General features: G+C 52.5%; 22 protein-coding genes and 1 pseudogene. 13 read left to right on the top strand and 10 right to left on the bottom strand.

Annotation, left to right across the window (positions count from 1 at the left end):
* The 4 genes from OA238_RS13680 to OA238_RS13665 all read right to left on the bottom strand — a co-directional run bounded on the left by OA238_RS13680 (position 1) and on the right by OA238_RS13665 (position 3,391).
* Positions 1-1,071, bottom strand: a complete 1,071-nt coding sequence (locus tag OA238_RS13680) for a tyrosine-type recombinase/integrase (protein WP_015495611.1) — start codon at positions 1,069-1,071, stop codon at positions 1-3.
* Positions 1,049-1,555 (bottom strand): helix-turn-helix domain-containing protein, encoded by a 507-nt coding sequence (locus OA238_RS13675; protein WP_044036847.1) that lies wholly within the window; start codon positions 1,553-1,555, stop codon positions 1,049-1,051. The genes OA238_RS13680 and OA238_RS13675 overlap by 23 nt, the downstream gene beginning before the upstream one ends.
* Positions 1,555-1,758: a helix-turn-helix transcriptional regulator gene (locus OA238_RS30270; protein ID WP_044036846.1), complete on the bottom strand. Its 204-nt coding sequence runs from the start codon at positions 1,756-1,758 to the stop codon at positions 1,555-1,557. The genes OA238_RS13675 and OA238_RS30270 overlap by 1 nt, the downstream gene beginning before the upstream one ends.
* A gap of 700 nt (positions 1,759-2,458) precedes the next feature.
* Positions 2,459-3,391 carry an IS5-like element ISOan4 family transposase gene (locus OA238_RS13665; protein ID WP_015495609.1) on the bottom strand — a complete coding sequence of 311 codons (933 nt, stop codon included), beginning with the start codon at positions 3,389-3,391 and terminating at the stop codon, positions 2,459-2,461.
* A gap of 814 nt (positions 3,392-4,205) precedes the next feature.
* Here OA238_RS13665 and hemP point away from each other — a divergent pair.
* The 8 genes from hemP (at position 4,206) to OA238_RS13630 (ending at position 12,851) form a co-directional block, all read left to right on the top strand.
* A complete protein-coding gene (gene hemP, locus OA238_RS30265; protein WP_083906734.1) occupies positions 4,206-4,370 on the top strand; it encodes a hemin uptake protein HemP in 165 nt (54 codons plus the stop codon).
* On the top strand, positions 4,367-4,846 hold the full coding sequence (locus OA238_RS13660) for a hypothetical protein (protein ID WP_015495608.1): 480 nt from the start codon (positions 4,367-4,369) through the stop codon (positions 4,844-4,846). Before hemP ends, OA238_RS13660 begins: the two co-directional genes overlap by 4 nt.
* 12 nt (positions 4,847-4,858) lie before the next feature.
* A complete protein-coding gene (locus OA238_RS13655) occupies positions 4,859-6,121 on the top strand; it encodes an imelysin family protein (protein ID WP_015495607.1) in 1,263 nt (420 codons plus the stop codon).
* 14 nt (positions 6,122-6,135) lie between these two features.
* A complete protein-coding gene (locus OA238_RS13650) occupies positions 6,136-7,680 on the top strand; it encodes a di-heme oxidoreductase family protein (RefSeq protein WP_044038321.1) in 1,545 nt (514 codons plus the stop codon).
* The gene (locus tag OA238_RS13645) at positions 7,677-8,696 is read left to right on the top strand and encodes an imelysin family protein (protein ID WP_015495605.1); all 1,020 of its coding nucleotides are present in this window, start codon (positions 7,677-7,679) and stop codon (positions 8,694-8,696) included. The genes OA238_RS13650 and OA238_RS13645 overlap by 4 nt, the downstream gene beginning before the upstream one ends.
* A 1-nt stretch (position 8,697) precedes the next feature.
* Positions 8,698-9,774: a DUF1513 domain-containing protein gene (locus OA238_RS13640; protein WP_015495604.1), complete on the top strand. Its 1,077-nt coding sequence runs from the start codon at positions 8,698-8,700 to the stop codon at positions 9,772-9,774.
* A 395-nt stretch (positions 9,775-10,169) separates the two neighbouring features.
* A complete protein-coding gene (locus OA238_RS13635; RefSeq protein WP_015495603.1) occupies positions 10,170-11,600 on the top strand; it encodes a DUF6880 family protein in 1,431 nt (476 codons plus the stop codon).
* Between the two features lie 759 nt (positions 11,601-12,359).
* Positions 12,360-12,851: a hypothetical protein gene (locus OA238_RS13630; RefSeq protein WP_144055905.1), complete on the top strand. Its 492-nt coding sequence runs from the start codon at positions 12,360-12,362 to the stop codon at positions 12,849-12,851.
* Positions 12,852-13,269: 418 nt separating this feature from the next.
* Here OA238_RS13630 and OA238_RS13625 read toward each other — a convergent pair whose 3' ends face one another.
* Positions 13,270-14,427, bottom strand: coding sequence for a tyrosine-type recombinase/integrase (locus tag OA238_RS13625; protein WP_015495600.1), 1,158 nt, complete (start codon positions 14,425-14,427; stop codon positions 13,270-13,272).
* Between the two features lie 318 nt (positions 14,428-14,745).
* The gene (locus OA238_RS13620; protein ID WP_015495599.1) at positions 14,746-15,714 is read right to left on the bottom strand and encodes an IS30 family transposase; all 969 of its coding nucleotides are present in this window, start codon (positions 15,712-15,714) and stop codon (positions 14,746-14,748) included.
* A gap of 1,041 nt (positions 15,715-16,755) precedes the next feature.
* On the opposite strand from OA238_RS13620, the gene OA238_RS13615 reads away from it, so the two are divergent.
* Both OA238_RS13615 and OA238_RS13610 read left to right on the top strand, forming a co-directional pair.
* Complete coding sequence (locus OA238_RS13615; RefSeq protein WP_044036844.1) at positions 16,756-16,935, top strand: hypothetical protein; 180 nt, start codon at positions 16,756-16,758, stop codon at positions 16,933-16,935.
* Between the two features lie 426 nt (positions 16,936-17,361).
* On the top strand, positions 17,362-17,589 hold the full coding sequence (locus OA238_RS13610; RefSeq protein WP_245581319.1) for a hypothetical protein: 228 nt from the start codon (positions 17,362-17,364) through the stop codon (positions 17,587-17,589).
* Here OA238_RS13610 and OA238_RS35070 read toward each other — a convergent pair.
* Both OA238_RS35070 and OA238_RS13605 read right to left on the bottom strand, forming a co-directional pair.
* Positions 17,575-17,742, bottom strand: a pseudogene (locus OA238_RS35070) (IS30 family transposase); the annotation flags it as partial. The gene OA238_RS13610 and the pseudogene OA238_RS35070 overlap by 15 nt on opposite strands.
* Positions 17,743-17,863: 121 nt before the next feature.
* A complete protein-coding gene (locus OA238_RS13605; protein ID WP_015495598.1) occupies positions 17,864-18,844 on the bottom strand; it encodes an isopenicillin N synthase family dioxygenase in 981 nt (326 codons plus the stop codon).
* Between the two features lie 33 nt (positions 18,845-18,877).
* Here OA238_RS13605 and OA238_RS13600 point away from each other — a divergent pair, with 33 nt between their 5' ends.
* Together OA238_RS13600 and OA238_RS32840 are read left to right on the top strand one after the other, a co-directional pair.
* Positions 18,878-19,066 (top strand): hypothetical protein, encoded by a 189-nt coding sequence (locus OA238_RS13600; RefSeq protein WP_044036841.1) that lies wholly within the window; start codon positions 18,878-18,880, stop codon positions 19,064-19,066.
* Between the two features lie 126 nt (positions 19,067-19,192).
* A complete protein-coding gene (locus OA238_RS32840; protein ID WP_044036839.1) occupies positions 19,193-19,420 on the top strand; it encodes a hypothetical protein in 228 nt (75 codons plus the stop codon).
* 464 nt (positions 19,421-19,884) lie between these two features.
* Here OA238_RS32840 and OA238_RS13590 read toward each other — a convergent pair whose 3' ends face one another.
* Positions 19,885-20,331, bottom strand: a complete 447-nt coding sequence (locus OA238_RS13590) for a plastocyanin/azurin family copper-binding protein (RefSeq protein WP_015495597.1) — start codon at positions 20,329-20,331, stop codon at positions 19,885-19,887.
* A 528-nt stretch (positions 20,332-20,859) separates the two neighbouring features.
* On the opposite strand from OA238_RS13590, the gene OA238_RS13585 reads away from it, so the two are divergent.
* Positions 20,860-21,321 carry a DUF3010 family protein gene (locus OA238_RS13585; RefSeq protein WP_245581318.1) on the top strand — a complete coding sequence of 154 codons (462 nt, stop codon included), beginning with the start codon at positions 20,860-20,862 and terminating at the stop codon, positions 21,319-21,321.
* Positions 21,322-21,410: 89 nt separating this feature from the next.
* Here OA238_RS13585 and OA238_RS13580 read toward each other — a convergent pair whose 3' ends face one another.
* Entirely contained in the window at positions 21,411-22,433 is a 1,023-nt protein-coding gene (locus OA238_RS13580) for an IS30 family transposase (RefSeq protein ID WP_015494757.1), read from the bottom strand.
* Between the last annotated feature and the right edge of the window lie 233 nt (positions 22,434-22,666).

The following is a 22,666-nucleotide window of genomic DNA, read 5'->3' as shown; positions in this document are numbered from 1 at the left end:
TCATTCGATAACATCGAAGTCGTCGTCATCGCTGTCCTGCAGTGGGCCACGTTTGCGAAACCGTTTCATTAGATCCACCTGTCGACCGGGGGCGACGGAGCCATAAGACCGGAACGTTGTCAGGACATCCTCATGGCCCATGTTTTGAGACCATGCCTTGTAGTCCTCTGGTGTCCGACAATGATCCTTTGCTAATTCCGACAAAGTATCCCGAACACGGTGTGGGGAGAACGGCGGCTGGCCCGCATCGACAAACGCCTGCTTGAAAATCTTCGCGGCAGAAGACGCTGAGGACCAAGGTACGCGGTCGATGCCAAGGGCCGCAAACTTGCGCTCTGGTCCAACGCCAACGCGGGTCTTCGGGAGTAGTGGATCACTGTCTGAGAACTGATGATCTTGGCGTAGCTCAGAGATCCAGTCCCGCAAGATTTGCTCACAAGGTGCTGGCATTGGAAAAAAGGCTGTTGTGAATGTCTTGCCAAATTTCGTGTCGACTGACCGTCCATCAAAGTGGACGCAGGCATAGAGCAGATCCACATGACCAAGGCGGATGGTGATCGCAGCCCCTTCCCGTGATCCGGTGAGAAACAAGAACGCTAAAAGGGCCCTGTCTCGACGTTGTAGAACAGTATCAGTCGGCATGTTGGACAACACTTTGACGACTTGCGCTGGCGACGGATGTGGTTTCCAGCATGAATTGCGCCGCGCCGCATCAGATTTGCGGTCTGGCGAAAGATAGTCGATGTCTGACCGCGTGATTTTTGATTTGTAACCTGGCTGATCTGCGAGCCAGCTTAAAAAGGCGCTGACTTCGCGCAATATGCCATTGATCGAGCTGGATGATAGTTTGCTGCCGTTGCGCTGGTTTTGCTGAGAAGAGAGATGGCGCTTGAAGCTACGTGCGCGCTCCGAATGAAAACTGCGAAAATCCTTGCCGTTCAGAAAGGCCTCATAGACCGAAACTGCTGCCGCAGACTTGTCGACGGACGCATCCGAGAGACCTTTGGAGTCCTTGCGCCAGACGAGGTATTTGCGCTTGATGCGAAGGTTATCTGAAGTGTGCTTTGCCATCGGTCTGAGCCTCCTTTGCTGAGGTGTCATTTAAGGGGGGGGCGGGCAGGGACACTAATCTTGGGTTGGCCTGTTGAACTGCGACCTCGATTTTTGCCCGAATGGCCTCCAGATCAGCCCTGCGAACAACCTTATTCATTATACTTGCGCAGCTCGGACAGAGCGCTTTGAGCATGCCCGTCGTTGGTGTCGCTTGGGTGTATTCTGCGAACTTGCCATCGGGCTCTTGAGGTGTTTTGCAACCGAAACAAAAGAGGTGATGCAGCGCCAATTTGGTTTTGGATTTGGCGCGGCGATAGCCAAGAAACTGCTTCAGATCCCTGCCTTTGATTAACCATGGAACCTTGCCACGATCGGCAACCAAGCCTTTATCCTTGATCCAACGGATGATAGTCTGCCGGTTTCTACCAAGCGCCTGCGCTGCTTCCCAAACGGTGTAGACATAATGCGTTTTGATCCGGTTTGGGGATGGAAGACGAGGCATCAAACACCCTCCGATGGCAAGGGTCCGGAAGTATTCTGGCAGACTTGTGCAGCCTCCCAAGCCTCAACATCTTCTGCACGATACAAAACCCGCGCACCAATCTTAAGGAATTTGGGACCTTTTCCTAACCAGCGCCATTGCTCAAGTGTTCTGGGTGACAAATGCCACCGGTTCGCCAATTGCTCTTGTGTAAGCTTGCTCATGTGACCTCACTAAGCTTCATCGCCAGCCGATTGAGTTCGACTGACTTGTGCTAAGTAAGGTGAGGCTCTTTCAACAGGAAGTATGTGGTCAGTGCTGGAAATGGTGTGACGGTAATGGTCGTTAAGATATTGATTTTACGTCGTTCAAAGAGGAAAATTGTGACAAAGCTAAAAAGAGCGTGACCGATGGGTTCTTGGGGCACTGTCAGAGAGCATCACTTGGTTGAATACGCGATTCCAACCTAGTTTTTTTGTCAGTCCGTTGAGACAGATTGTCTGCTAAGAAAGCCTTCGCGCCCAATGTTCGATTTTCTCGCTCCTGTTAGATTTGTGTATATTGCGGCATCGGTTGCTATGGGCTCGCAGCTGCCTTCGGCATCGCAGCAAGAACCATAGATCTGCGACAGATTGAATGTCGGCTCTCGTTGTAGTTCAAATTTCAACTCGCACTTGCAGCGAACGCCCGCTCTCCGCCCTTCATGTAGAAATGTGCATGGCGCAGCATCTGTCACTATCAGCCCTTGGTGTCGAATGACATGAACCGCCTACAGTGGTCATTCGTGAACATTGCGGCGAACGGCAGGAGAGAAACGGTTTTGCAGTTTTTCTGCATTGCAGCCAATGACGGCTTTGACGACTGGCCCAGGGCTTTGTTGCACAAATCGGGTTGAGGTCGTACTTCCCCTTAAACCGGACGGATTTAGCCTACGGCCTCTGTCTTGGGGATGCCAAGCGCTGTGAAGCCGTTTAGGATCGCAGCACGGATTTGGATCTCCGCAACCTGCCGATCAAAGTCACGCGCTGAGAGGCGCTGACCCAGTAATTTCACACAATGCATCTTTGTCTCAACGCGGCTTCTGCGGTGATATCCGGTCACCTGTCGCCACAACGCGGAGCCTAGATACTTTGAGGCTCGCACTGCTTCGTTGCGCGCTCTGGCCCCGGGTGTGTCGTGCTTCCATAACTTGGCATTCTTGCGCGGCGGTATGACGGCGTGGGCATTTCGCGCGGCAATCGCATCGTGGCATTTGCGGGTGTCGTATGCCCCGTCGGCTGTGACGCTACCGAGTTCCTGATCAGCGGGGATCTGATTGAGCAGGTCAGGCAACATGGGCGCGTCCCCGATGCTGCTGTTAGTGACCTCGACGGCCCGTATTTCCAGCGTTTGTTCATCAATCCCAATATGTATCTTGCGCCACAACCGCCGTTTGGGTCCACCGTGCTTGCGTGCGTTCCATTCTCCTTCGCCCTTAGCCTTGATGCCTGTACTATCTATCAGCAGGTGCAGTGGTCCGGTTGAGCCCTTGTACGGGATGGCCACCGATAACGTCCTCTGACGGCGACATAAGGTACTGAAATCCGGCACTGACCAGTTCAGACCGGCAAGCTTGAGAAGGCTTTCTACAAATCCAGCCGTCTGCCTCAACGGCAACCCGAACAGCACTTTGAGGGTCAGGCAGGCTTGTATCGCCGCATCGCTGTAGGCTTGTTGGCGTCCCCGCCGCCCTGAAGGCACAGCCTCCCACGTCATCCCCGCGTCAAACCAGATCGAAAGCGATCCCCGCATCTTCAGTGAAAGATTGTACTCAGCCCAGTTCCGGGTCTTATACTTCGTAGGTATCCAGCTACTCATAACCGCCAGCTATCACGCTGGATTCATACAGTGAATCCTCGGGGCGCGATTTGTGCAACAAAGCCCTGGAATATCCTAATTAAACGTGAGCCAGACTGTTGGCTGGCGACAGAACAGTCAAGGCAGTGTTTGGCGCTATTGGCGTCGACCACATGTAGCCATAAGCTTAAAGCTATACTCATATCTTGCCTTAGAATTTTAAATTTCAAAAAAATGAAGGTCCGCATTCACGACCAAATACTCAGCGCTTCGTACTCGCAGCGAAGGTCTGGTTTCCGCCCTTCACGTCGAAATGTGCATGGCGCAGCAATCTGACCGCTCCCTACCTCATCATTGTCACTACCGGCCCTAACCGGACCTTGGCCACGATATCAAATACTGCGGCGCGGCCCGTCATTGCAGCCATTCGTGCAGAGCGGAGCATTTTGCTGGTTAAGACGTCGGTTTGTGAACCAAATTAACCTTTGCCGACTTAATGCTAACAGCCATTTTATTTAAAAAAGGCAAAAATTTAAATCTGACTAAAACTGTCGGATTGACATTCTTGACTAAATCACTCAGGATAAAAACAAGTCCAGCCACCTTTAGTCTTGAACTAAGGAAGCCCGACACGTGAACCATGTGAGGACTTCCAGATGCCAAGACAGAAATCTCCCCCAAATCATGGTCATGGTCATGATCAGGATCATGGTTGCAAAGCCCACTACACCATACACCACGATAATATGGAGTTACTTATTGCCGCCTCCGAAGGGGACATACTGTGTGATGGGTGGATTTTTGATCTGCGATCTAATGACAAACGACCCACATCATGAGCTTTCATTCTACGCCGCCAAGGCAAACACGCGCACCAAACATACCTACTTATTCCGCCCATGACCTGATGCAGGATGGCGATGTAGCACAGATCGTTCTGGGCGATCAGACCTACACCCTGCGGATCACGCGGGCAGGCAAACTGATCCTTACAAAATGACCGATGCACAGCAAAACCGTGGTGGTGCGCCTGTAGGTTTCATCACCGAACTCGGAAGCATAGAGGCCGCATCGGTGATCTATCTGCGGCTGTGGTGTGATGGACCTGAATCCCAGTCGCTGGTTTGGAATGACTTCGCCAGCGGATTAGGTCCTGATCAAGGGCGTAAGGCTATACAGTCTTTTGAGGAACTCTGCACACTTTGCGCACGTCACGGACGCAGGCCGCTGATGCGCCATTCGGTTCAGTGTAAATGCATCGGCGCGGACGAGTCCTGTTTCGCCAATTTCATCGCAACAGCGGTGGACGGTGAACGCGAAGATGCGTTGCTCATCGCGACACTTCTTGTGCGCCCAGACGTGGCACCGCTGATCGCATCCCTTGCAACCAACTTCGGCCTTGCTCTCAAGCGGATGCACCTCGCATCACCACGGGAAATGACCACATCAGCCCCTTCAACACAGACACTTCACTAATAGGAAAACCACATGAAACGATCATCTCTCCTTACGACCGTCGCACTGCTCACGATGGCCTCCCCCGCTTTCGCCATTGAGAAGGCAGATGTTCTCGACACCTATGCCGATATTGCTGCGGCTAAATATGGCGACAGCCTGATCATGGCCCAACGCTTGCAAACGGCTGTTAACGCACTGGTTGCCGACCCTTCACCCGAGAACCTCACTGCGGCCCGTAAGGCATGGCTTGAGGCACGTGTTCCGTATCAACAAACCGAGGTGTATCGCTTTGGGAATGCAATCGTTGATGATTGGGAAGGCAAGGTGAACGCATGGCCTCTCGATGAAGGTTTGATCGATTATGTCGATGCTTCCTATGGTGGACCCTCCGATGAGAATGAGTTTGCTGCCCTTAACGTGATCGCCAATGCGACGTTTACCCTGTCTGGCACTGAAATCGATGCCACGGAAATCACGCCTGATCTGCTCGAAAACACCCTCCAAGAAGCCGATGGTGTCGAAGCAAATGTAGCAACGGGCTACCATGCGATTGAATTTCTCCTCTGGGGCCAAGACTTGAACGGTCACGGGACAGGTGCAGGTCAGCGTCCTTGGACTGATTACGCATTGGCCAATGACTGCACGAACGCCAATTGCGACCGTCGTGGCGAATACCTGACCGCTGCGACTGACCTGCTCGTGTCCGATCTGGAATGGATGGTGGCACAGTGGGCCGACCACGGCGCTGCACGTGCCGAAGTGATGACAAATAAGGATGCGGGTCTTGCCGCCATGCTCACAGGCATGGGGTCGCTGTCATATGGTGAAGTTGCGGGTGAACGAATGCGTCTTGGCGTGATGTTGAATGATCCCGAAGAAGAACATTCCTGCTTTGCCGACAACACCCACAACGACCACTTCTATGATGGCATGGGCGTTCAAAACATCTACTTGGGCGAATACATCCGCGTTGATGGCACTTTGGTGTCGGGTCCATCTTTGGCTGACTTGGTTTCAGAAACCGATGCGGCGTTGGACGCCGAGATGCAGAGTAAACTGAGTGCAACGATGATGGCGTTAGGCCGTATCAAGACAACCGCCGAAGCAGGTTTTGCCTACGACCAGATGTTGGAACGTGGCAACGAAGCGGGTGAGGCTCTGATCATGGGCGGTGTAAATGGCTTCATCGACCAGACGCGCTCCATCGAACGTGTCGTCACTTCGCTGGGCCTGGATGGCATCGCATTTGAAGGCTCAGATAGCCTCGACGACCCAGAAGCTGTCTTCCAATAATGCAAGCAAAATGGATGAAGCCGAGTAATGTACTGCTGGTCACGTTGGTGGCTGGCAGTGTTGCTTTGGCTGATACGGATGCCGTCGCCGAGGCCCCTGTTTGGGACCTCGGCGATCCGCATCTGAGCATCATACCCCGCACGGCTGAGGAAGCTGCTCGGATTGCGGCTGTCACGGCAATCGCCACTGACTTCACAACGCCACACCGCTTTGAAGAAAAACCTGCGGGTGCTGCGACTGTGCGGGCGATGACAAATGCGGATGCGTTTTCCCAGCCCTCGGGCAATATCACGTTCGAAGACCAATTGGACTTCAGGGTTGGTAACGGGTTGTTCCGAAAGCTTTGGGTGTCATCGCCTTCGTCAACATTGGCGTCCGACGGTCTCGGGCCGTTGTTCAATGCGCGATCTTGTCAGCGATGTCATATCAAAGACGGGCGTGGCCACCCGCCTGAAAACGCCAATGATAATGCGATTTCCATGTTCCTCAGGGTCTCCATCCCAGCACCAACAGATGCACAGATAACCGAAATTCAAGACTACATCGCCACGTTACCCGACCCGAACTATGGGTCGCAGATGCAGGACTTTGCCGTGCAAGGCCACGCATCCGAATACCGCCTAGATATCACATATGACGACGAGTTAGTGATGCTGGCGGATGGCACTGAGGTGTCCCTTCGTCATCCCACGTACAACGCGGCTGATCTTGGCTACGGCCTGCTTCACGCTGATGCCATGCTCTCCCCTAGAGTGGCTCCACAGATGATCGGGCTTGGCCTTCTGGAAGCGATCCCTACTGCTAACATCCTTGCCAATGCCGATCCAGATGACCTGAACGATGATGGCATCTCTGGTCGTCCGAATGTTGTCTGGTCCGTTGAATTTGACCAACCGATGCTGGGGCGCTTTGGCCTCAAGGCGGGCAGCCCTACCATCATGGAACAATCGGCTGCTGCCTTTGCAGGTGACATTGGTATTTCTAGCCCGTTGTTCCCTGCGGGTGCTGGAGAATGCACCGCTGCGCAAACCGTATGTCAAAACGCCATTCACGGAGACGGGGATGATCGCGGCACTGAAATCGATGCGGAAGGCATGGACCTAGTGACGTTCTACAGTCGCAATCTGGCTGTACCAGCCCGACGTGATGCGGATGACCCACAAGTGCTGCATGGCAAAGAAGTGTTTTACAATTCAGGCTGCACATCCTGCCACACGCCCAGCTTCGTCACACACCGCCTTGAGGATCAGCCAGAGCAAAGCTTTCAACTGATCTGGCCCTACACCGACATGCTACTGCACGACATGGGCGAAGGACTTGCTGACAACCGCCCCGAAGCACGGGCGACAGGGCAAGAATGGCGTACCCCTCCCCTTTGGGGCATCGGTCTAACCGAACAGGTCAGCGGCCACACCTATTTCCTGCACGACGGTCGCGCTCGTTCGCTGTTGGAAGCCGTTCTGTGGCATGGTGGTGAAGCACAGGTGCAACGCGATGCAGTAACTGAAATGACGACCGCAGATCGCGATGCACTGATAAGATTCTTGGAGAGCTTATGAAACGTTTTCTACTAACCGTCGTGCTGGCAGCGGCACCAGTCATTACAAACGCCCAAACATCAATCATCGATAACATCGTGGACGCGCACATCCTGCCAAGATTTCAAACACTGGCGGACACCTCGGCGCATCTGGCAACAACCGCACGGAACGATTGTGCGGTCACGTCGCAAGCATTGCAGTCCGCATATAGCGACGCCTTCGATGCATGGGTCCGTGCCAGCCATCTGCGCTTTGGTCCGACTGAGGCGGACGACCGCGCATTCGCATTGGCGTTTTGGCCCGATAGTCGTGGTGCAACACCGCGCTCACTGACGGCGCTGTTGACGGACCAAGACCCTGTTATCGCATCTCCCGACGCTTATGCCCAAGTCTCCATCGCAGCCCGTGGCTTCTACGCCATGGAGTTTTTGATGTATGATGAAACGTTGAGCAACATGGGCGATGAGGACGATGAGGACGACCGCTGTACGTTAGTCCAGACCGTCACCAAGGACATCGCCACAACCAGTGCGGCCATCTTAGAGGGCTGGCAGACAGACTACGCCGCACGGCTAAAAAGCCCTGACACAAGTAGCACTTACCGATCCGACGAAGAAGTCCTGCAAGAGTTGTTCAAGGCTCTGGTTACGGGCCTCCAATTCACCTCGGAAACACGGCTTGGCCGCCCGCTTGGCACGTTTGAACGTCCCCGCCCAACGCGGGCCGAAGCTTGGCGATCTGGTCGCTCAGCCCGCCACGTCGAACTGAGCCTTGCCGCGCTGAATGATCTGGCACTCCGCCTGTCCAGCGATAACGCCAAGCTATCCGAGCGTATCGAGACCAGCTTTGATGTTGCGGCTACGCTTCTTTCTAAATTTGACGACCCAATCTTCGCAGGTGTTGGTGATCCACAGACCCGCTTTAAAATCGAAGTTCTCCAGCGATCCATCGACGACATCCGCGCCCGCGTTCGTGATGAGCTGGGGCCGACCCTTGGTGTTGCAGCTGGCTTCAACTCTCTGGATGGTGACTAACATGGCACGGACAGGACGACGTCAGTTCCTCGGGGGCCTACTGGCCGCAGGATTGATCCCAAAGCCAACTTGGGCCGATGCGGGGTCACCTGTGTTTCTGTCCGCTGCTGCAAACCCAGATGGATCATACGTTCTATGCGGCATTGATGCAGCTTTAGATGTGCGATTCAAAATACCGCTGCCAGCAAGAGGCCATGCAGCGGCGGCCCACCCATCACGGCCAGAAGCCGTGGCTTTTGCGCGTCGCCCAGGCACCTTCGCTATCGTTATCGACTGCATTACTGGCCTAAGAAAAGCCAGACTCGAGTCTCCCTTGGGGCGTCATTTTTATGGACACGGTACGTTCTCGTCGGATGGAAGCCTCCTCTTCACGACAGAGAACGACTATGAGGCAGGTCAAGGTCGGATTGGCGTCTGGGACGCCTTGGATGGCTACACACGCATTGATGAATGGTACAGCGGTGGCGTCGGTCCACATGATATCAAAAGGCTTCCTGGAACGGACACGCTCGTTGTTGCAAACGGAGGCATAGATACGCACCCTGATACGGGACGCACAAAACTAAACATCCCAACAATGGCACCGAACCTCTCGTATTTTATAAACGGCGTCGTGGTTGAGACGGCCATGCTTCCCCCGCAATTTCACAAGAGCTCTATCCGCCATTTGGCTATCAGCAAACGCGGCGATGTCGCCTTTGGAATGCAGTGGCAAGGTGATCAAATGCCCCAAGCTTTGGTCGGCACCCATCAACGTGGCAGTCCGATTTCACTGATGACAGCATCCACAGATCAAATCCGTCAGTTGGACGGATACGTTGGTAGCATCGCTTACTCGGGTAACGGTAATAGCATTGCTGTGACGTCCCCCAGAGGTGGCGTTGTCCACATGTATGATGCGTCGACCAGAATGTTCTTCCGGGACATACTTTTAACCGACGTAAGCGGCATAGCCTCACTTGAAGATACGTTCGTAGTCACGACTGGGACTGGCCAATTGCAATCCATGACACGCGGTGACAGCAATTTTTCAGGTCAGATAGATGTGAAGTGGGACAATCATTTGGTAGCCATCTAGCCTCAGGCTCTGGAACGCGGCCATTCCTGCGCACCGCGTCATCTGTTGGTTTGAGCTCACTGCCGCCATTAGCTGCGTTTGCACAACGGAAAAAACTGGCTGATGCCCTGAGCGTCCGCTTTCTACGCGCGTTCCTTTCGATTTCGCGCTTGCAGCGAACGTCCGCTCTCCGCCCTTCGTGTCGAAATCTGCATGGCGCAGCAATCTGACCGCTTCTCTATCTCATCATTGTCGTGATCGGCGGTCGCCACCCATTGCCGACATTGGCTGGTCGTTGGGCATGATGCGGTGCAGCCCGTTAGACCGGACTTTCGCCGCGTTTGCAAAGTAACGTGACCAGTGAAACGTTCTGAAGGGTACTTTCTTTCGCTCACTCAAACTGACAAACTCGAACCATGTCAAAAAAGACTTTGAACACAGATAACCTTGAAGCTCTTGGTGCGAAAAAATTGGCGGACCTCTTGATCGAGGTGAGCACCGGCAGTGCGGACATCAAACGTCGTCTGCGATTGGAATTAAGCCACAATCTGGGTGCGTCAGAGCTTGTGCATGCAATCCGAAAACGCCTTGTGACATTGCGAAAATCAAACAGTTTTGTAGGCTGGCGCAAACGTAAAGCTCTGATCAAAGATATTGATACACAAGTCGTAATGATCGTTGAAAAAATCGCGCCAGAGGACCCATCGTCTGCGTTTGAGTTGCTTTGGCAATTTATCGAGATTGCCCCATCTATCTATGAACGCGTTGACGATAGCCGGGGCGATGTTGGCGATGTTTTCCGATCCGCTATTTTGCATTTTGAAGCTATCGCACCCTTGGCGTTATTGAGCGTTGAGGCTCTGGCTGCGCAGGTTTGGAATGTCATCCAAGACAACGGGTACGGGGAATGGGACGGGATCATTGGAATTCTCTCGGACACGCTTGGGGCGAGCGGCTTAGATCAGCTAAGGCAGCACGTCGAAGATTTCGCGGCTCAGTCAATTGATGTTGAAGCCGAACAGCACGATGCAATATTGTTCCTCCGGGAGTTGCGCGGGGGCCATGCTGATTATGCCGCTGAGCGTAAAGAACGGTTCGTTCAGTCCTGCCTTCAGGAAATCGCAGCGGCGGCAGGTGATACGCACGCCTATGTCGCGCAATACACGCCAAATGATCTGAGACGCAAAGATGTCGCTGCCGAGGTCGCACTGCTATTTATTAAAGAAGGCCGCACTGATGACGCATTGACGCTTTTGGATGATGTGGAACAAGACGGGCGCGACTTTGGGCAAGAGGCGTGGAACCACAGTTACCTCGCTACTCTCGAAGCATTGGGGCGTACCAAAGATGCGCAAGCACACCGCTGGTCTTGCTTTATAAAGACGCTCGATCAACCTCATTTGCGTACCTATATCAAAGGTCTTCCCGACTTTGAGGATGTTGAGGCAGAAGAAAAGGCAAGAGCACACGTTCTGGACTATCCGAGTTTTTCCACAGCATTGTCCTTTTTTCTAGAATGGCCCGACTTGCTGTCTGCTGCCCAACTGATTGAAAACCGATCGGATGAGATCGACGGTAATCGCTATGATATATTGACGCCTGCTGCCGAAGCTCTGCGAGAACGCCACCCACTACCTGCGGTTCTGTTATGGCGTGCGATGATCGACTATTCCTTAGGTGAGGGACGTTCGTCACGCTACGGTCATGCGGCGGATCATCTGATGGACTGTTCAGCCCTTGAAGGTGCCATCCAAGACTATGGCACATTCCAATCCCACGCCGAATATTTTCAAACGCTCCGCATGGCTCATGATCGTAAAACGTCGTTTTGGGTCAAATTAAAATAGGTGTAGATCAAACCATCAACGCGAACGGCCCTTAGCGGACCTCCGTACACAGCGCAGCGAACGGCAGCAAAGAGCCGGTTTTGCAGTTTTTCTGCATTGCAGCCAATGACGGCTTTGACGACTGGCCCAGAACACAATCTTATCAAATTACCCTATTTGGACCCATAGGCGCTGACGTCTGACAGTTGTAGACCCGTAGCCGCTCTAGTCACCCGCACATGCCCTTCATGGTATTATGCCTGCTCAAAAAGGCCGCCAATTTTGTATCTCATGTTAGCCGTCACGTGGCACTGTGGAACGTCTTTGCTGTTGGCATACATCACAGCGAGATTGGTTTGCGCATCCACATCATTCCGTTCAGCAGCAAGCCAGTACCACCAAACAGATTTGTCATTGTCGTGTGACCATATCTAACGTGCTGACCCGTTTATTGTACCTCTATGTCGCGGGCCAGAAGGGTTGATGAAGTATGTGAAAAGGTAAAAACGTCCTACATTAAAGTTAACTGCAAATCCCTTTAGGGCAAGGAATGCCAGGTCAAGAACGAGTGGTGCAACGGAATAAAGGCAAGCACGGATTTAGGACATGGGCGATGCCGGGCAGGCGCGGGGGTAAACCAAAAAAACCCATGACTGGTTTGGGTATCACATTTGTATCTATTGCCGCCGATACGAGGACGATCATGAAGGCCGAAAATTATTCGATGCAACACTTCGCACTGGATAAATAAATTTTTTAACACTTATGGACACTTACACCATGAAATTAATGAAAATCACACCTCACTTACCTAAAGCTGAAATGGCGTGCCTTCTTGCGAATCCATTTACCCTACCGTCGATGGCAACCAAGTTCGAGGCAGAGATTGGCAAGGCTATCCTCAAGGCTGAACGCAAGGCGAAACACGTCCAAAATATACCAAACTTGGGGACCAACTTCGGCGCGGGGCGTTTGAATGCTGAAAAGTGGCTTATAAAGGTTCGTGAGTTGGTTTCCGCCCTAGAGGGAAGGCCCCCACAGAGTCGCTTTCAGCTTGGCGTGATTTTGGGATGCACGAAAGAAACTGCGGTAAGGCGGGCGCAAGAGGCAATTAGGCAAGGGCTGGTCTGCAAGATTACAGCCAAGGGTCACAGCGCCAAAGATCCGATGTTTCGCTACACTATAGTGAATGGACAGCCACTGACCACCGAGGAAGTAGCATACAAGCAACCCAAAAAGACGCCAAAAGTCGTGAAAAAAGGGAGCGGTTGAGGTGAGACCCCTATTTTATGATCAAACGGATTCGCTGGGGCAGGGTAAGTGGTTCGGGTGCTGAGGTAAAAAATGCAAAGCCATCTCTGGCTACCATTTGGCTACCAATTATATGAACTACAAATTAAATCAAATTGTTAAGGCAGAGATGCATGGCGTTTAAAGTCCTCGTGTCGGTGGTTTTATTCCACCCCTGTGTACCATTTTACCTCAGTAAATCAAATACTTAACCACCACACGCTTTATAGTTCCTGCGTTGCGCACGTAAACCCAGCTTTGGCACTGGCTGTATTTGTTGCTTGCTGCCTACTTTTGGTTGCCCCTTGGCATGTGGGCAGTGCTTGGTGCTAACGGCCCAAAGCTGCTGTTCGCTGCGCACGGTTCCAATGGCCGCATTGCAAATGCAGCGGGCCAAAACTTATCTATGGTTCATCTTGCTGGCCATCACCTCAGCAGCTGCGCGTAGCGGTTCGTCAGCTATATGTGCGTAGCGTTGGGTCGTCATTGGGTTCGTATGGCCGAGTAGGCGCCCGACGATTGCTAAGCTCATGCCACTGGAAACGAGCTGCGACGCATGTGTGTGCCGGTTGTCATGGATGCGATAGTCAACAATATCAGCATCTGCGATTAAGGATCTCCAGAATTTCTTAAGGTCGACAAGTGGCTTGATTTTCGACCTGCCGGGGAAAACAAAATTGGAACCACTTCTTTGAGCCTCATGAACCTTTTCCAGTAACGCGACAGCTGCTTTGGCCAATGGTAAATGCTCGGTGCGTTTTTGTTTGGTGTGATGAGATGGTTTGACCCAAACGCCCCGATCCAAATCAAAGTCTGCCCACTGCGCTGACAGGACCTCACCAATCCGCGCTCCTGTTAGCAATTGAAGCCTGATCGCGTTTGCGGCTTTCTGGTTCCGATGCCTATCAAGTGCGGCGCCTAACCGGGAAAGCTCGTCTGAGGACAGCCATCGGTGCCTTTTCTCTTCGTGAAATTTCTCAACGCCTTTGGCTGGGTTTTCGCCACGCATGCCCCAACTGATCGAAAGTTCAAACATCTTTGACAACAAAGACAAGACGCGGTTGGCCTGATATGGGGTGGCTTTCAGCGAGTTGTGAAACGTTTGAATGTCACGGTGGCAAACTTCTAGGACTTTCTGCTTACCGAGACGAGGCAACACCAGCCGATCCAGCATAGACCTATCGTTTGCGGCACCCTTCTTACGTTTCTTTGGCAATGCGTGGATTTCATAGTATTGCTCGGCAAGGTCAGCGATACTTGGTGCGGTCCTGGCTGTAACTGCGTCCGCTACCGGGTCTCCGCCCCTCAGTACGTCCGAAAGAAGCCCAGTAGCTAGCTTTTTCGCCTCGTTGAAAGACAACAGCGGACCGTGCTGCCCCAAGGTTTTACGTCGTGATCTGCCGCTGGAACGTGTTCTGTATTGAATGACGTAAGACTTGGTTCCATTTGTTTTTACACGCAAACCGAAGCCAGATAGCGCTTCGTCCCAGAAGATGGTTTCAGCTTGTGGGCTGGCGATCTTATCAACAACTGTTTTTGATAAACGAAGCTTTGGCATGGTGTGTTTGACCTCGAGATTGGGTAAGCATGAGGTAAGCTATCTTGGTAGAAATAGATAGAGGATCAAAGGTTCACATCGAAGGTGGCCTTACTTTTATGCATATTTATAAGGGGTATGTGGTAGGGCAGGGTGTCCTATTGTAGTTGATAGAAGTCTGGACCGTAAGATTTGTAATCAGTAGGTCCGCGGTTCGAGTCCGTGTGGGGGCACCATTAAAATCAATGACTTAGCGGGTAATTCTTTGAGTGCAGTGCTTTTTTGGGTTACAAATGGGTTACAAAAAACCACCGTTTGACGGTAAATCAGGCCGCGGATTCAACTTGCCAGTGCAACATGCTGTTTGGGCCCTAGGAATAGCTGATTTGGCGTTTTAAAGCCAAGGCATTTTCTGGGCCGGCTGTTAATCTTTTCGATGATCTTAGCCACGTCCTCATCACTCAGATCATCAATATCTTTTCCCTTTGGGATGTATTGCCGGATCAGACCATTGGTGTTTTCGTTGAGGCCCCGCTCCCAGGAGTGATAGGGGTGCGCGAAGAAACCCTCGGCAGTCAGTTCGCGGGCAATCTCTTCATGGTAAGCAAATTCTCTGCCATTGTCGTAGGTCAAGGTGAGAACCCTTTCCTGATGGGGCTTAAGGTGTTCACAGATAGCATCCGTGACAGCCCGCGCTGTTTTATTGACTGCCTTTATGGCAACGGTAAATCGCGTCTTGCGCTCAACCAGTGTCACAAGGACAGAGTGTCCCTGCTTGCCGATCATGGTATCTGCTTCCCAATCCCCAACGCGGCTGCGCAGGTCGACGATTGCAGGGCGTTTCTCAATGGATACTCTATTCTTGATCTGACCGCGCCGCTCGGTACTGCCATAGCGCTTGCGCCGTTGCTTTTGACATCTCAGATGGGTGTGAAGGTCGCCACCGTTACGCTTGTCTGCATAGAGATGCTGGTAGATCCATTCTGGGCTGACGCTTGGCTCACCAATATCTTTCAGATGACCTGTAATCTGCTCGGGGCTCAATTCCTCCCGGATCATCTTTTCAATCCCAGTCCACGCCGCATCCGAGATACGGGTCCGGCAAATTTGTGCCTGCCGTGAGCAAGCCAGACGATGCGCCTGCTTGGGGCGATATCCGCGCAGACCTGTGTTGCGCTTAAATTCCCGCGAAATCGTCGATTTGTTCACGCCGATCTGATCCGCAATGGCATATTGCTTCAAACCTGCTTTCTTCAACGCATAAACTTGGTTACGCTGCCCCTCAGTGAGGCGGTGATAGGCTCGCATTTGTGTTCCTTTACTTTAGACGGTGAGAAGCACTTGGGCATCGCTGCCTCACGCATCATACCGTGGGTAAAGTTGCACTGGCGAGTTGAATCCGCGGGCTCTATTCGGTGCGCTTAGACGAATTAAAACTCACATCTCATCTAAAACTATAGCCATGTTAAGTTCCGTACCTATGGAGCAGCACCTGATGTGAAGATATTTGGCCGCTGAAAAGTAGGGGTTACTGTACCCAACCATTACGGTTCAGCTGCATTGGCGCGAGTGGGCCCCCCTATCATAGGCCCCGCCCCTCGGACCACGGCCCTTTAGTATTAGCGTTGTAAATTCATTCGGGGGTAATTTTGTTCGGAGGCCTATGCCATGGATCGACCATCCCGCTCCACGGCACCTCTGTCCAGTGCAACTTGATCTAATCCTCTCAACCGTCAGACCACAGGACGCAGGACCGGGACCCCGTGCCGGATGGCTGCGTTGTACAACTCGTTCAGGCACAGTTTCCGAGATCGTTTACGAGCTGCTCGATGCCCTGCCGATATCATTGATGCACTGGGAGGGTGGAGCACGGCTGGTATAGGCAGCAACTATGGTAACGGGTTTGAGTTGAGCCAGAAGTCCCCGTGGATGAGGGAGTTATGACCAGTCAGAATTAGCAGGTACTGCTTAGGGCGATAGTGACAGATGCTGGGCTATGCACATTTCGACATGAAGGGCGGATTGCCGACCTTCGCTGCAAGTGCGAAATCGTAAGGGCAGCGCGAAGAAAGCGGACGCTCAGGGTGTCAGCCAGTTTTTCTGTTGTGCAAGTGCAGCGAACGGCGGAAATGAGCCAATCTGACCGTTGCTGCACTCAGAGCGAATGGCCTTTTGGTCAAGTAGCAATCGCTGCCCATCGCAAAATTAAATTTTGATGCGATGAGGGGGGGCTGGGTGAAATTAACGATGCTAAAGCATCACTGATTTTCTTTATTTCCTGAACAGTATTGGGCATCTGTGCTATGCTCTCAAATACGGAAGCCGTCACATTTTGAACAGGAGATAGCTATGATGACCCCTGCAGAACGAACAGAGCGACTGAGCCACCTGAAGGATGAGATGCGAAAACTGGAGGTGCTGTTTGAGGAAACAGAAATTGCCTTTGGGCATCTGACTGAGGAAGAAAAGAGATCTTTAAAGGGGCTTGCTAGCGCCATTGAATACCAGGCAAGCAAATTGAAAAGCTAATTAATTGCTGATCTAGAAATAGTAGCTGGATGTTTAGAAGGTCATTTTCGTTCCTCTAAGTTGAAGTCCTAGAGGTGACACCGCGTTCTCTATTTTGCTGCTATTGAGGAATGCAGGTAGGCTTCTACACTCGTTTGTCCAAACTTACGATCGGACTGAACCGCGTATTTTAGGCTGTTATTAGGGTAAAATGCTTTCTTTTACGCGCCAGTCTAGCTTGTTTTCAGCCGCGCTCGAACGAATTGCAAAACGACTTCCAAGCAGCGGCTCTTGACAGGGATATTTGAGGGCCGAGGTTTGGAAAGACCAGCATGTAATATTGTGCTATGGTAGTTTTTAATGGAGGGTGACAAAATGAGTTTTGTAACGATTTCGACATGGCGAATAACTGGCGAAACTGAGACTATGAGTCATGTGACAGAACTTATGCGGCGAAAATACTTTCCGGGACTTTTGGCTCTGGGAGCAAAACATTCAATGCTCGTCGATGCTGACTTGGACCGTTTCGCTATTGTAACGGTCTATCCAAGCCGCAAGGTTCGCGATGACGCCATCGATCATATTTCAGCACTTCGTGGCGAAGGTGCTGAGGAGTTCGGTGCAAAACTGATGGACGCCTATGCGGGAGATATGCTGGCCTCTTCCAAGGGTTAGAAAACCAACCGTTGGTGAGATCACGGAAAAAACCGAGGATGATTGGCGATCAAACACCCGCCCAATAGACCTCATCGACTCGCCACGTTGCCAACGATCCCAGATCTCAGCCCGCTGCTCAGCTGAATAGTAAATCCTACGATGATACTTCATGACCAACACTCCATCTCTGACTAAAGATTAAAGTGTTGCGTCGATCCGTTGAGGCCACCGCCGAAAGCGCGTTGGATTATCCAGAAGAAGCCTACGATCTGGCCCGGCAGTTCCTACGTTCCTAGCTGGCATTCAGATGCAGGTAGGTTTCCGCATAGCGGGCTTCCAGATGAGTGCGGGCCTCGATCACCCTGTCTGACCCAAACGGTGCGATATTGGCGTCATGATTGGGGTTAAAGAACAAAGGCACCGAAATGCGTTCATGCGCGGTGCCCACAACACGGTGTGGCGTCGCTTTAATCTGGCCGCTTGTCCACATCTCCAGCATCTCACCAAAGTTGATCACAAACTCACCCGGCGGCGCAGAGACCGAGATCCAGCCACCACCGCGCGTGCGGACCTCTAGGCCTGGCGATCCATCAGTCGCCAGTAAGGTCAGACAACCATAATCAGTATGTGTTGCAATTCCGAAATCCTTCTCACCTGCCCAAGCAGGCCGGGTAGGATAGTAATTGCCGCGCAGCAAGGCCATGGGCTGATCAAACTGACTGCGGAAATACTCACCATCAAGCCCTGCTGCATTTACAACAGCACAAAGCAGATCAAGTGCGAGCGCCGTGGCATCGCGATAATAGTCCTGCAAAACAACCCTAAAATCCGCTGGCTGCACAGGCCAGATATTCGGGGCATAACATGGCAAAGCGGCGAGCGGATTATCCGGCGCGAGCGCCACCCCGCAATCATAGACCTGTTTGTAATCCGAGTTCGCGTCCGGATCGACCCGTTCTGAACCCGGCGCGCCCCACCCCCGGTTTGATCCAGTCTGCGCCATATCACAGGCGGCCTTTTCAGCGGCGGGCAATGCAAAAAACGCATGATACGCCGCCAGAACAGCCTGCGCCTGTGCGGTTGATACGGGCGTGTTGTAAATGGTCATGAAACCCACACCGGTTGCGGCCTCTGCCACCCAGTTTTGCGTGGCGGGATCACCGGCTAACAAAGCCGTTGCATCAATACGTGGAACAGACAAAGACATCACCACTCTTTCCGATTGTTCCCGAAATTGATAACAAATCCTGAGATCAGATAAAAGGACTGTCATAAGCCCCGTAAACTTGCCGCCGGAAACTGGCAGATGAACGGGCTGCGCGCCAATCTGATCGAACTGGCAAAACTGGAGGAAATACACGCGGACGCGGATGTCGATATCCTGATCTGCCTGCCCGCGACTCTAATCACCCAGTGCGAGGACACACTTTTTGATATCGGCGGACAGGACTATCATGCCGCAACAGGCGGGGTGCATACTTCGTTGACGACTTGATTGCGGCTTAGCAACGAATGTCTCCTTCGATGGGCCGCACCGCAGCATGGCCGAGGGTCGGTAAATGTCCGGTTGAGATCGCAGCCGAGAGTGTCAATACCTGCAAACAGGACCAGTCTAACTTTTTTGTGCAAGCAGCTGGGTCAAGACGTCGCCGACAATTTCAAACGGACGGACCCGCACAGCGTGATCGTGGATCATGCCTGTCACCAAAAACTCATCGGGCCAGTACTTGTCGATGATGGCACTTATTTGCTTTTAACCGTCGAAGGCGAACCCGTTGCTGAACACGATAATGCTTGTCTGACCTGCGCCAAACCGCCCTTTGTGGTGGAATTAAACGCGCAAGCTTGAAGTGTTTGGGTCCTTCCCAGGCTCTTTCTACACAGGGGAAATGCGCACCCCGTTGCATGCAACTCACGGTAAATTTTGAGAGTGCAGGTGTAGGTTCTTGTTGTTGTTAAAGTGCGACGTGTTTAGAACATTTCTGACATTCATGGACTGCCCAGAAACGTTCAGGCTGAAAGATCGGTTCGTTGAGGGGGGCGCTTGGATCTGGATTGTCTTATTCAGTATGTGGCTCTTTAACGATACGGGTGCCGTTGCCCTTTACTGCAATTGCGTGCAGCGCAAGACAACGGCGGGGGGCGGATCTTTTCCTGCTAGGTCGTGATGGACCTTGGAGGAGTAGGGTCGCCCTCATTTGTTCCAATGACCTGAAGGGATATTTGGGCTTCAGGTCCGTATGGCGAGACAATGCAGAACAGACATCTGCCATTAGGTCCCATTATTTTTCATCAAGGCTTCGATGATTGGTGTTAAGATTGAGCTGCTTGGGCCTCTTCGATAAGCGCCACGATCTTGTCGTTACCCGCCCCGCGAATACGCGCATCAAGAATATCTTGGGCATTGTTTAGATCATCCCCAACGACAATCAAAGCCACCATGCCCATGCTCTCGTGAGGTTGGCAGACGACTGCCGTCAAGCCGGCCTCAGTGACGATGTACTCAACGTCCTGGTTCATTCTTCCCCTAAAGGCTTCTTGTCCTTCTGGGAGCGCATCCCTTACCGATTGCGCGTTATGGGACCTATCAGTTGCTATAAACCTGATCACATCGCCAACTTCGGCGCGGATCAGTTCTTGACTAAAGACCATGCGATCACCGGCCTCGTTCTCGTTTAGCAACTGGATTTCGATGGTTTCAGCAAAAGCTGGAACAGCGGATCCAACGAGCAGAGCTGCTGTCATAAGTAATTTGCGCATTTTCACGACTCCAAATTGTTTTGTCTTGGTCAGTAGGTAGGATCGATAACGGCAACTTCACCTCCAGATCGTGTTATGGCGACAGTATGGCGCAGACGCCCTAAACACCCCGACGAAGCAATCTCAATTTGAAGGGTGTCAGAAGGCATGGCTTTTATTCGAGCGTGTGTGATGACGCAGAAGAGCTCTTAACAATTGGCCATGGCTGAAAGCTGCCTTGTATTTTTGGCGCCATCCTTGCGAGGGTCTTTGCCGTAGATGCCACAGCCGAAGGCTGTTTGCATAAAGCGTGAGTAAAGACCCAGGACGTTAGGTTTAGCGCGGCTAGTGGTCATGGAAGGAGAGGGGGAGATTGCTGCGGTTATGGAACGTGTGCTGCTAGGCTGACAGCGAAGACGGCATCAGCGTATTACGACTTACTTTTATGTAATTAGCCCAATAAGCTCAACGTGGATATTCTGTCGCTCGGGACTCTCAGCCATCGCCGCCAAACCTGGGATGGCGGTTAAACCCCGCGTGACAAAACAGATGATCCACCCGATTGCTGAAAACCACATAGAGGAACGGCACATGAGAGTATGCGGATGTGAGATCTCAGCGAGGGAAGTTAGGCTTGCCGTTGTCTGTCTGAATGACGGGGGCAATATCGAAATACTTCGATTGAAGACTACGCGAATTGAGCTTGAGGATGATACATCTGATGCCGATTTGCGATCATTCTTGCGGGCCCTCCACGAGTTTTCCAGCGAAAATGAAATTGATACCTTTGTAATCAAAACGCGCGCCAAGAAAGGCAGAATGGCAGGTGGAGCTGTATCCTTCAAAATCGAAGCCCTAATCCAGCTCGTGGAGGGGTGTGAAACTAGGTTCGTCAGTCCCGTGGCCCTTTCTCACTTCGCCAAGAAGGAAGTCGAAAACTATCCAGAAAAGATGCCTGTTTATATGAAGAACGCGTTTCTTTCTGGAGCTTATGTTTTGACGAGGGGCTAGTTCCCAATTTGGTCTAGGGGGCTCGCAGCTGCTGGTCGTAGCAACCACTTCCAAGTCCAATGTGGGGGTGGTCACGGTACTTCTTGGATTCAAACATCAAGTGCAACGGTTGATTTGAAGGCCGCGATTTCGTCGGCCATGGCTTCAGCGGGTGTTCTCCAACCGAGAGTTTTTCTCGGACGGTTGTTCATCAGGTTTGCAACGTCGTTGAGCCATGTTTGGCTTGCACCGTTCAGGTCAGTTCCTTTGGGCATGTACTGACGCAGCAGTCCGTTGGTGTTCTCGTTGCTGCCACGCTGCCAAGGCGCATGCGGATCGCAGAACCAGATATCGATCTTCAACCGTCTGGCGAGTTCGGGGTGGCAGGCCATTTCGGAGCCGCGGTCGTAGGTCATGCTCTTGCGCAAAGCAGCGGGTAGTCGTCTCATCTGGCGGGTGAAGCTGTCGAGCGCGGCCTCGGCCCCATTGCCGTCCATTTTGCAAAGAATGACAAAGCGTGTCTTGCGCTCGACCAAGGTCCCCACTGACGAGCGATTGAATGCGCCCTTGATGAGGTCGCCCTCCCAATGGCCTGGTACCAGTCGCGCTTCGATCTCTTCAGGGCGATTGATAATGCGCAATGATTCCGGGACCATAGCACTGCCCGCCGCTGTCCTGCGCTTGAGCCCACGCTTAGGCTTCGCTTGACGCAACGCCTCGATCATCGCCGCCTTCAGCCCACCACGTGGCTGCGCGTAAATCGCGGCATAGATGGTCTCATGGCTCACATGGGCGGATGGATCATCAGGCTTCATGAGACGCAGTCTCTGCGCAATCTGCTCAGGCGACCAGTGCAGATGTACGAGCTTGCCATGAACGAAACGATAAAGATCGCTCCCCTCCACAAGCTTGCGCTCGCGGCGGCAGCGCGCACGCCGGGCATCATAGGCCTGCCGCGCCGCTTGCGGGCAATAGCTGCCGTCTTCCTGCCGACCTCGCGCCAGCTCACGGCAGATCGTGCTCGCCGGGCGATGCAAAAGCTGGCCGATCAACCGCTGACTGCTGCCCCTATTATGCTCGGCTAATATCACGCCACGGTCCTCGCTGCTGAGGTGCTTGCTTCGTATGTCCATCACAACATCCTATGCCCAAAGGGCTCTGAGTGTTGCATTTGAAACTTGAGCCTAAGCTTTCGCGGTATCGTACAGTAAAGTCTGTTTTGCTTACTAAAGGATCGAGCAACTCAATGTGTTTGTTTTTACTTTAGGCTTTTGGTGACGGCTTCGATTTCTTCCTGCGAATGGGCACTGTGGAATAGGAACAACGCCTCTTGATCCAGTTTTGCCAGCTCCATCATAATCCGCGC

Source organism: Octadecabacter arcticus 238 (genome assembly GCF_000155735.2).
Taxonomy (GTDB): Bacteria; Pseudomonadota; Alphaproteobacteria; order Rhodobacterales; family Rhodobacteraceae; genus Octadecabacter; species Octadecabacter arcticus.
The sequence above is the reverse complement of the archived record's forward strand: the minus strand, read 5'-3'. Positions and strand labels throughout refer to the sequence as shown.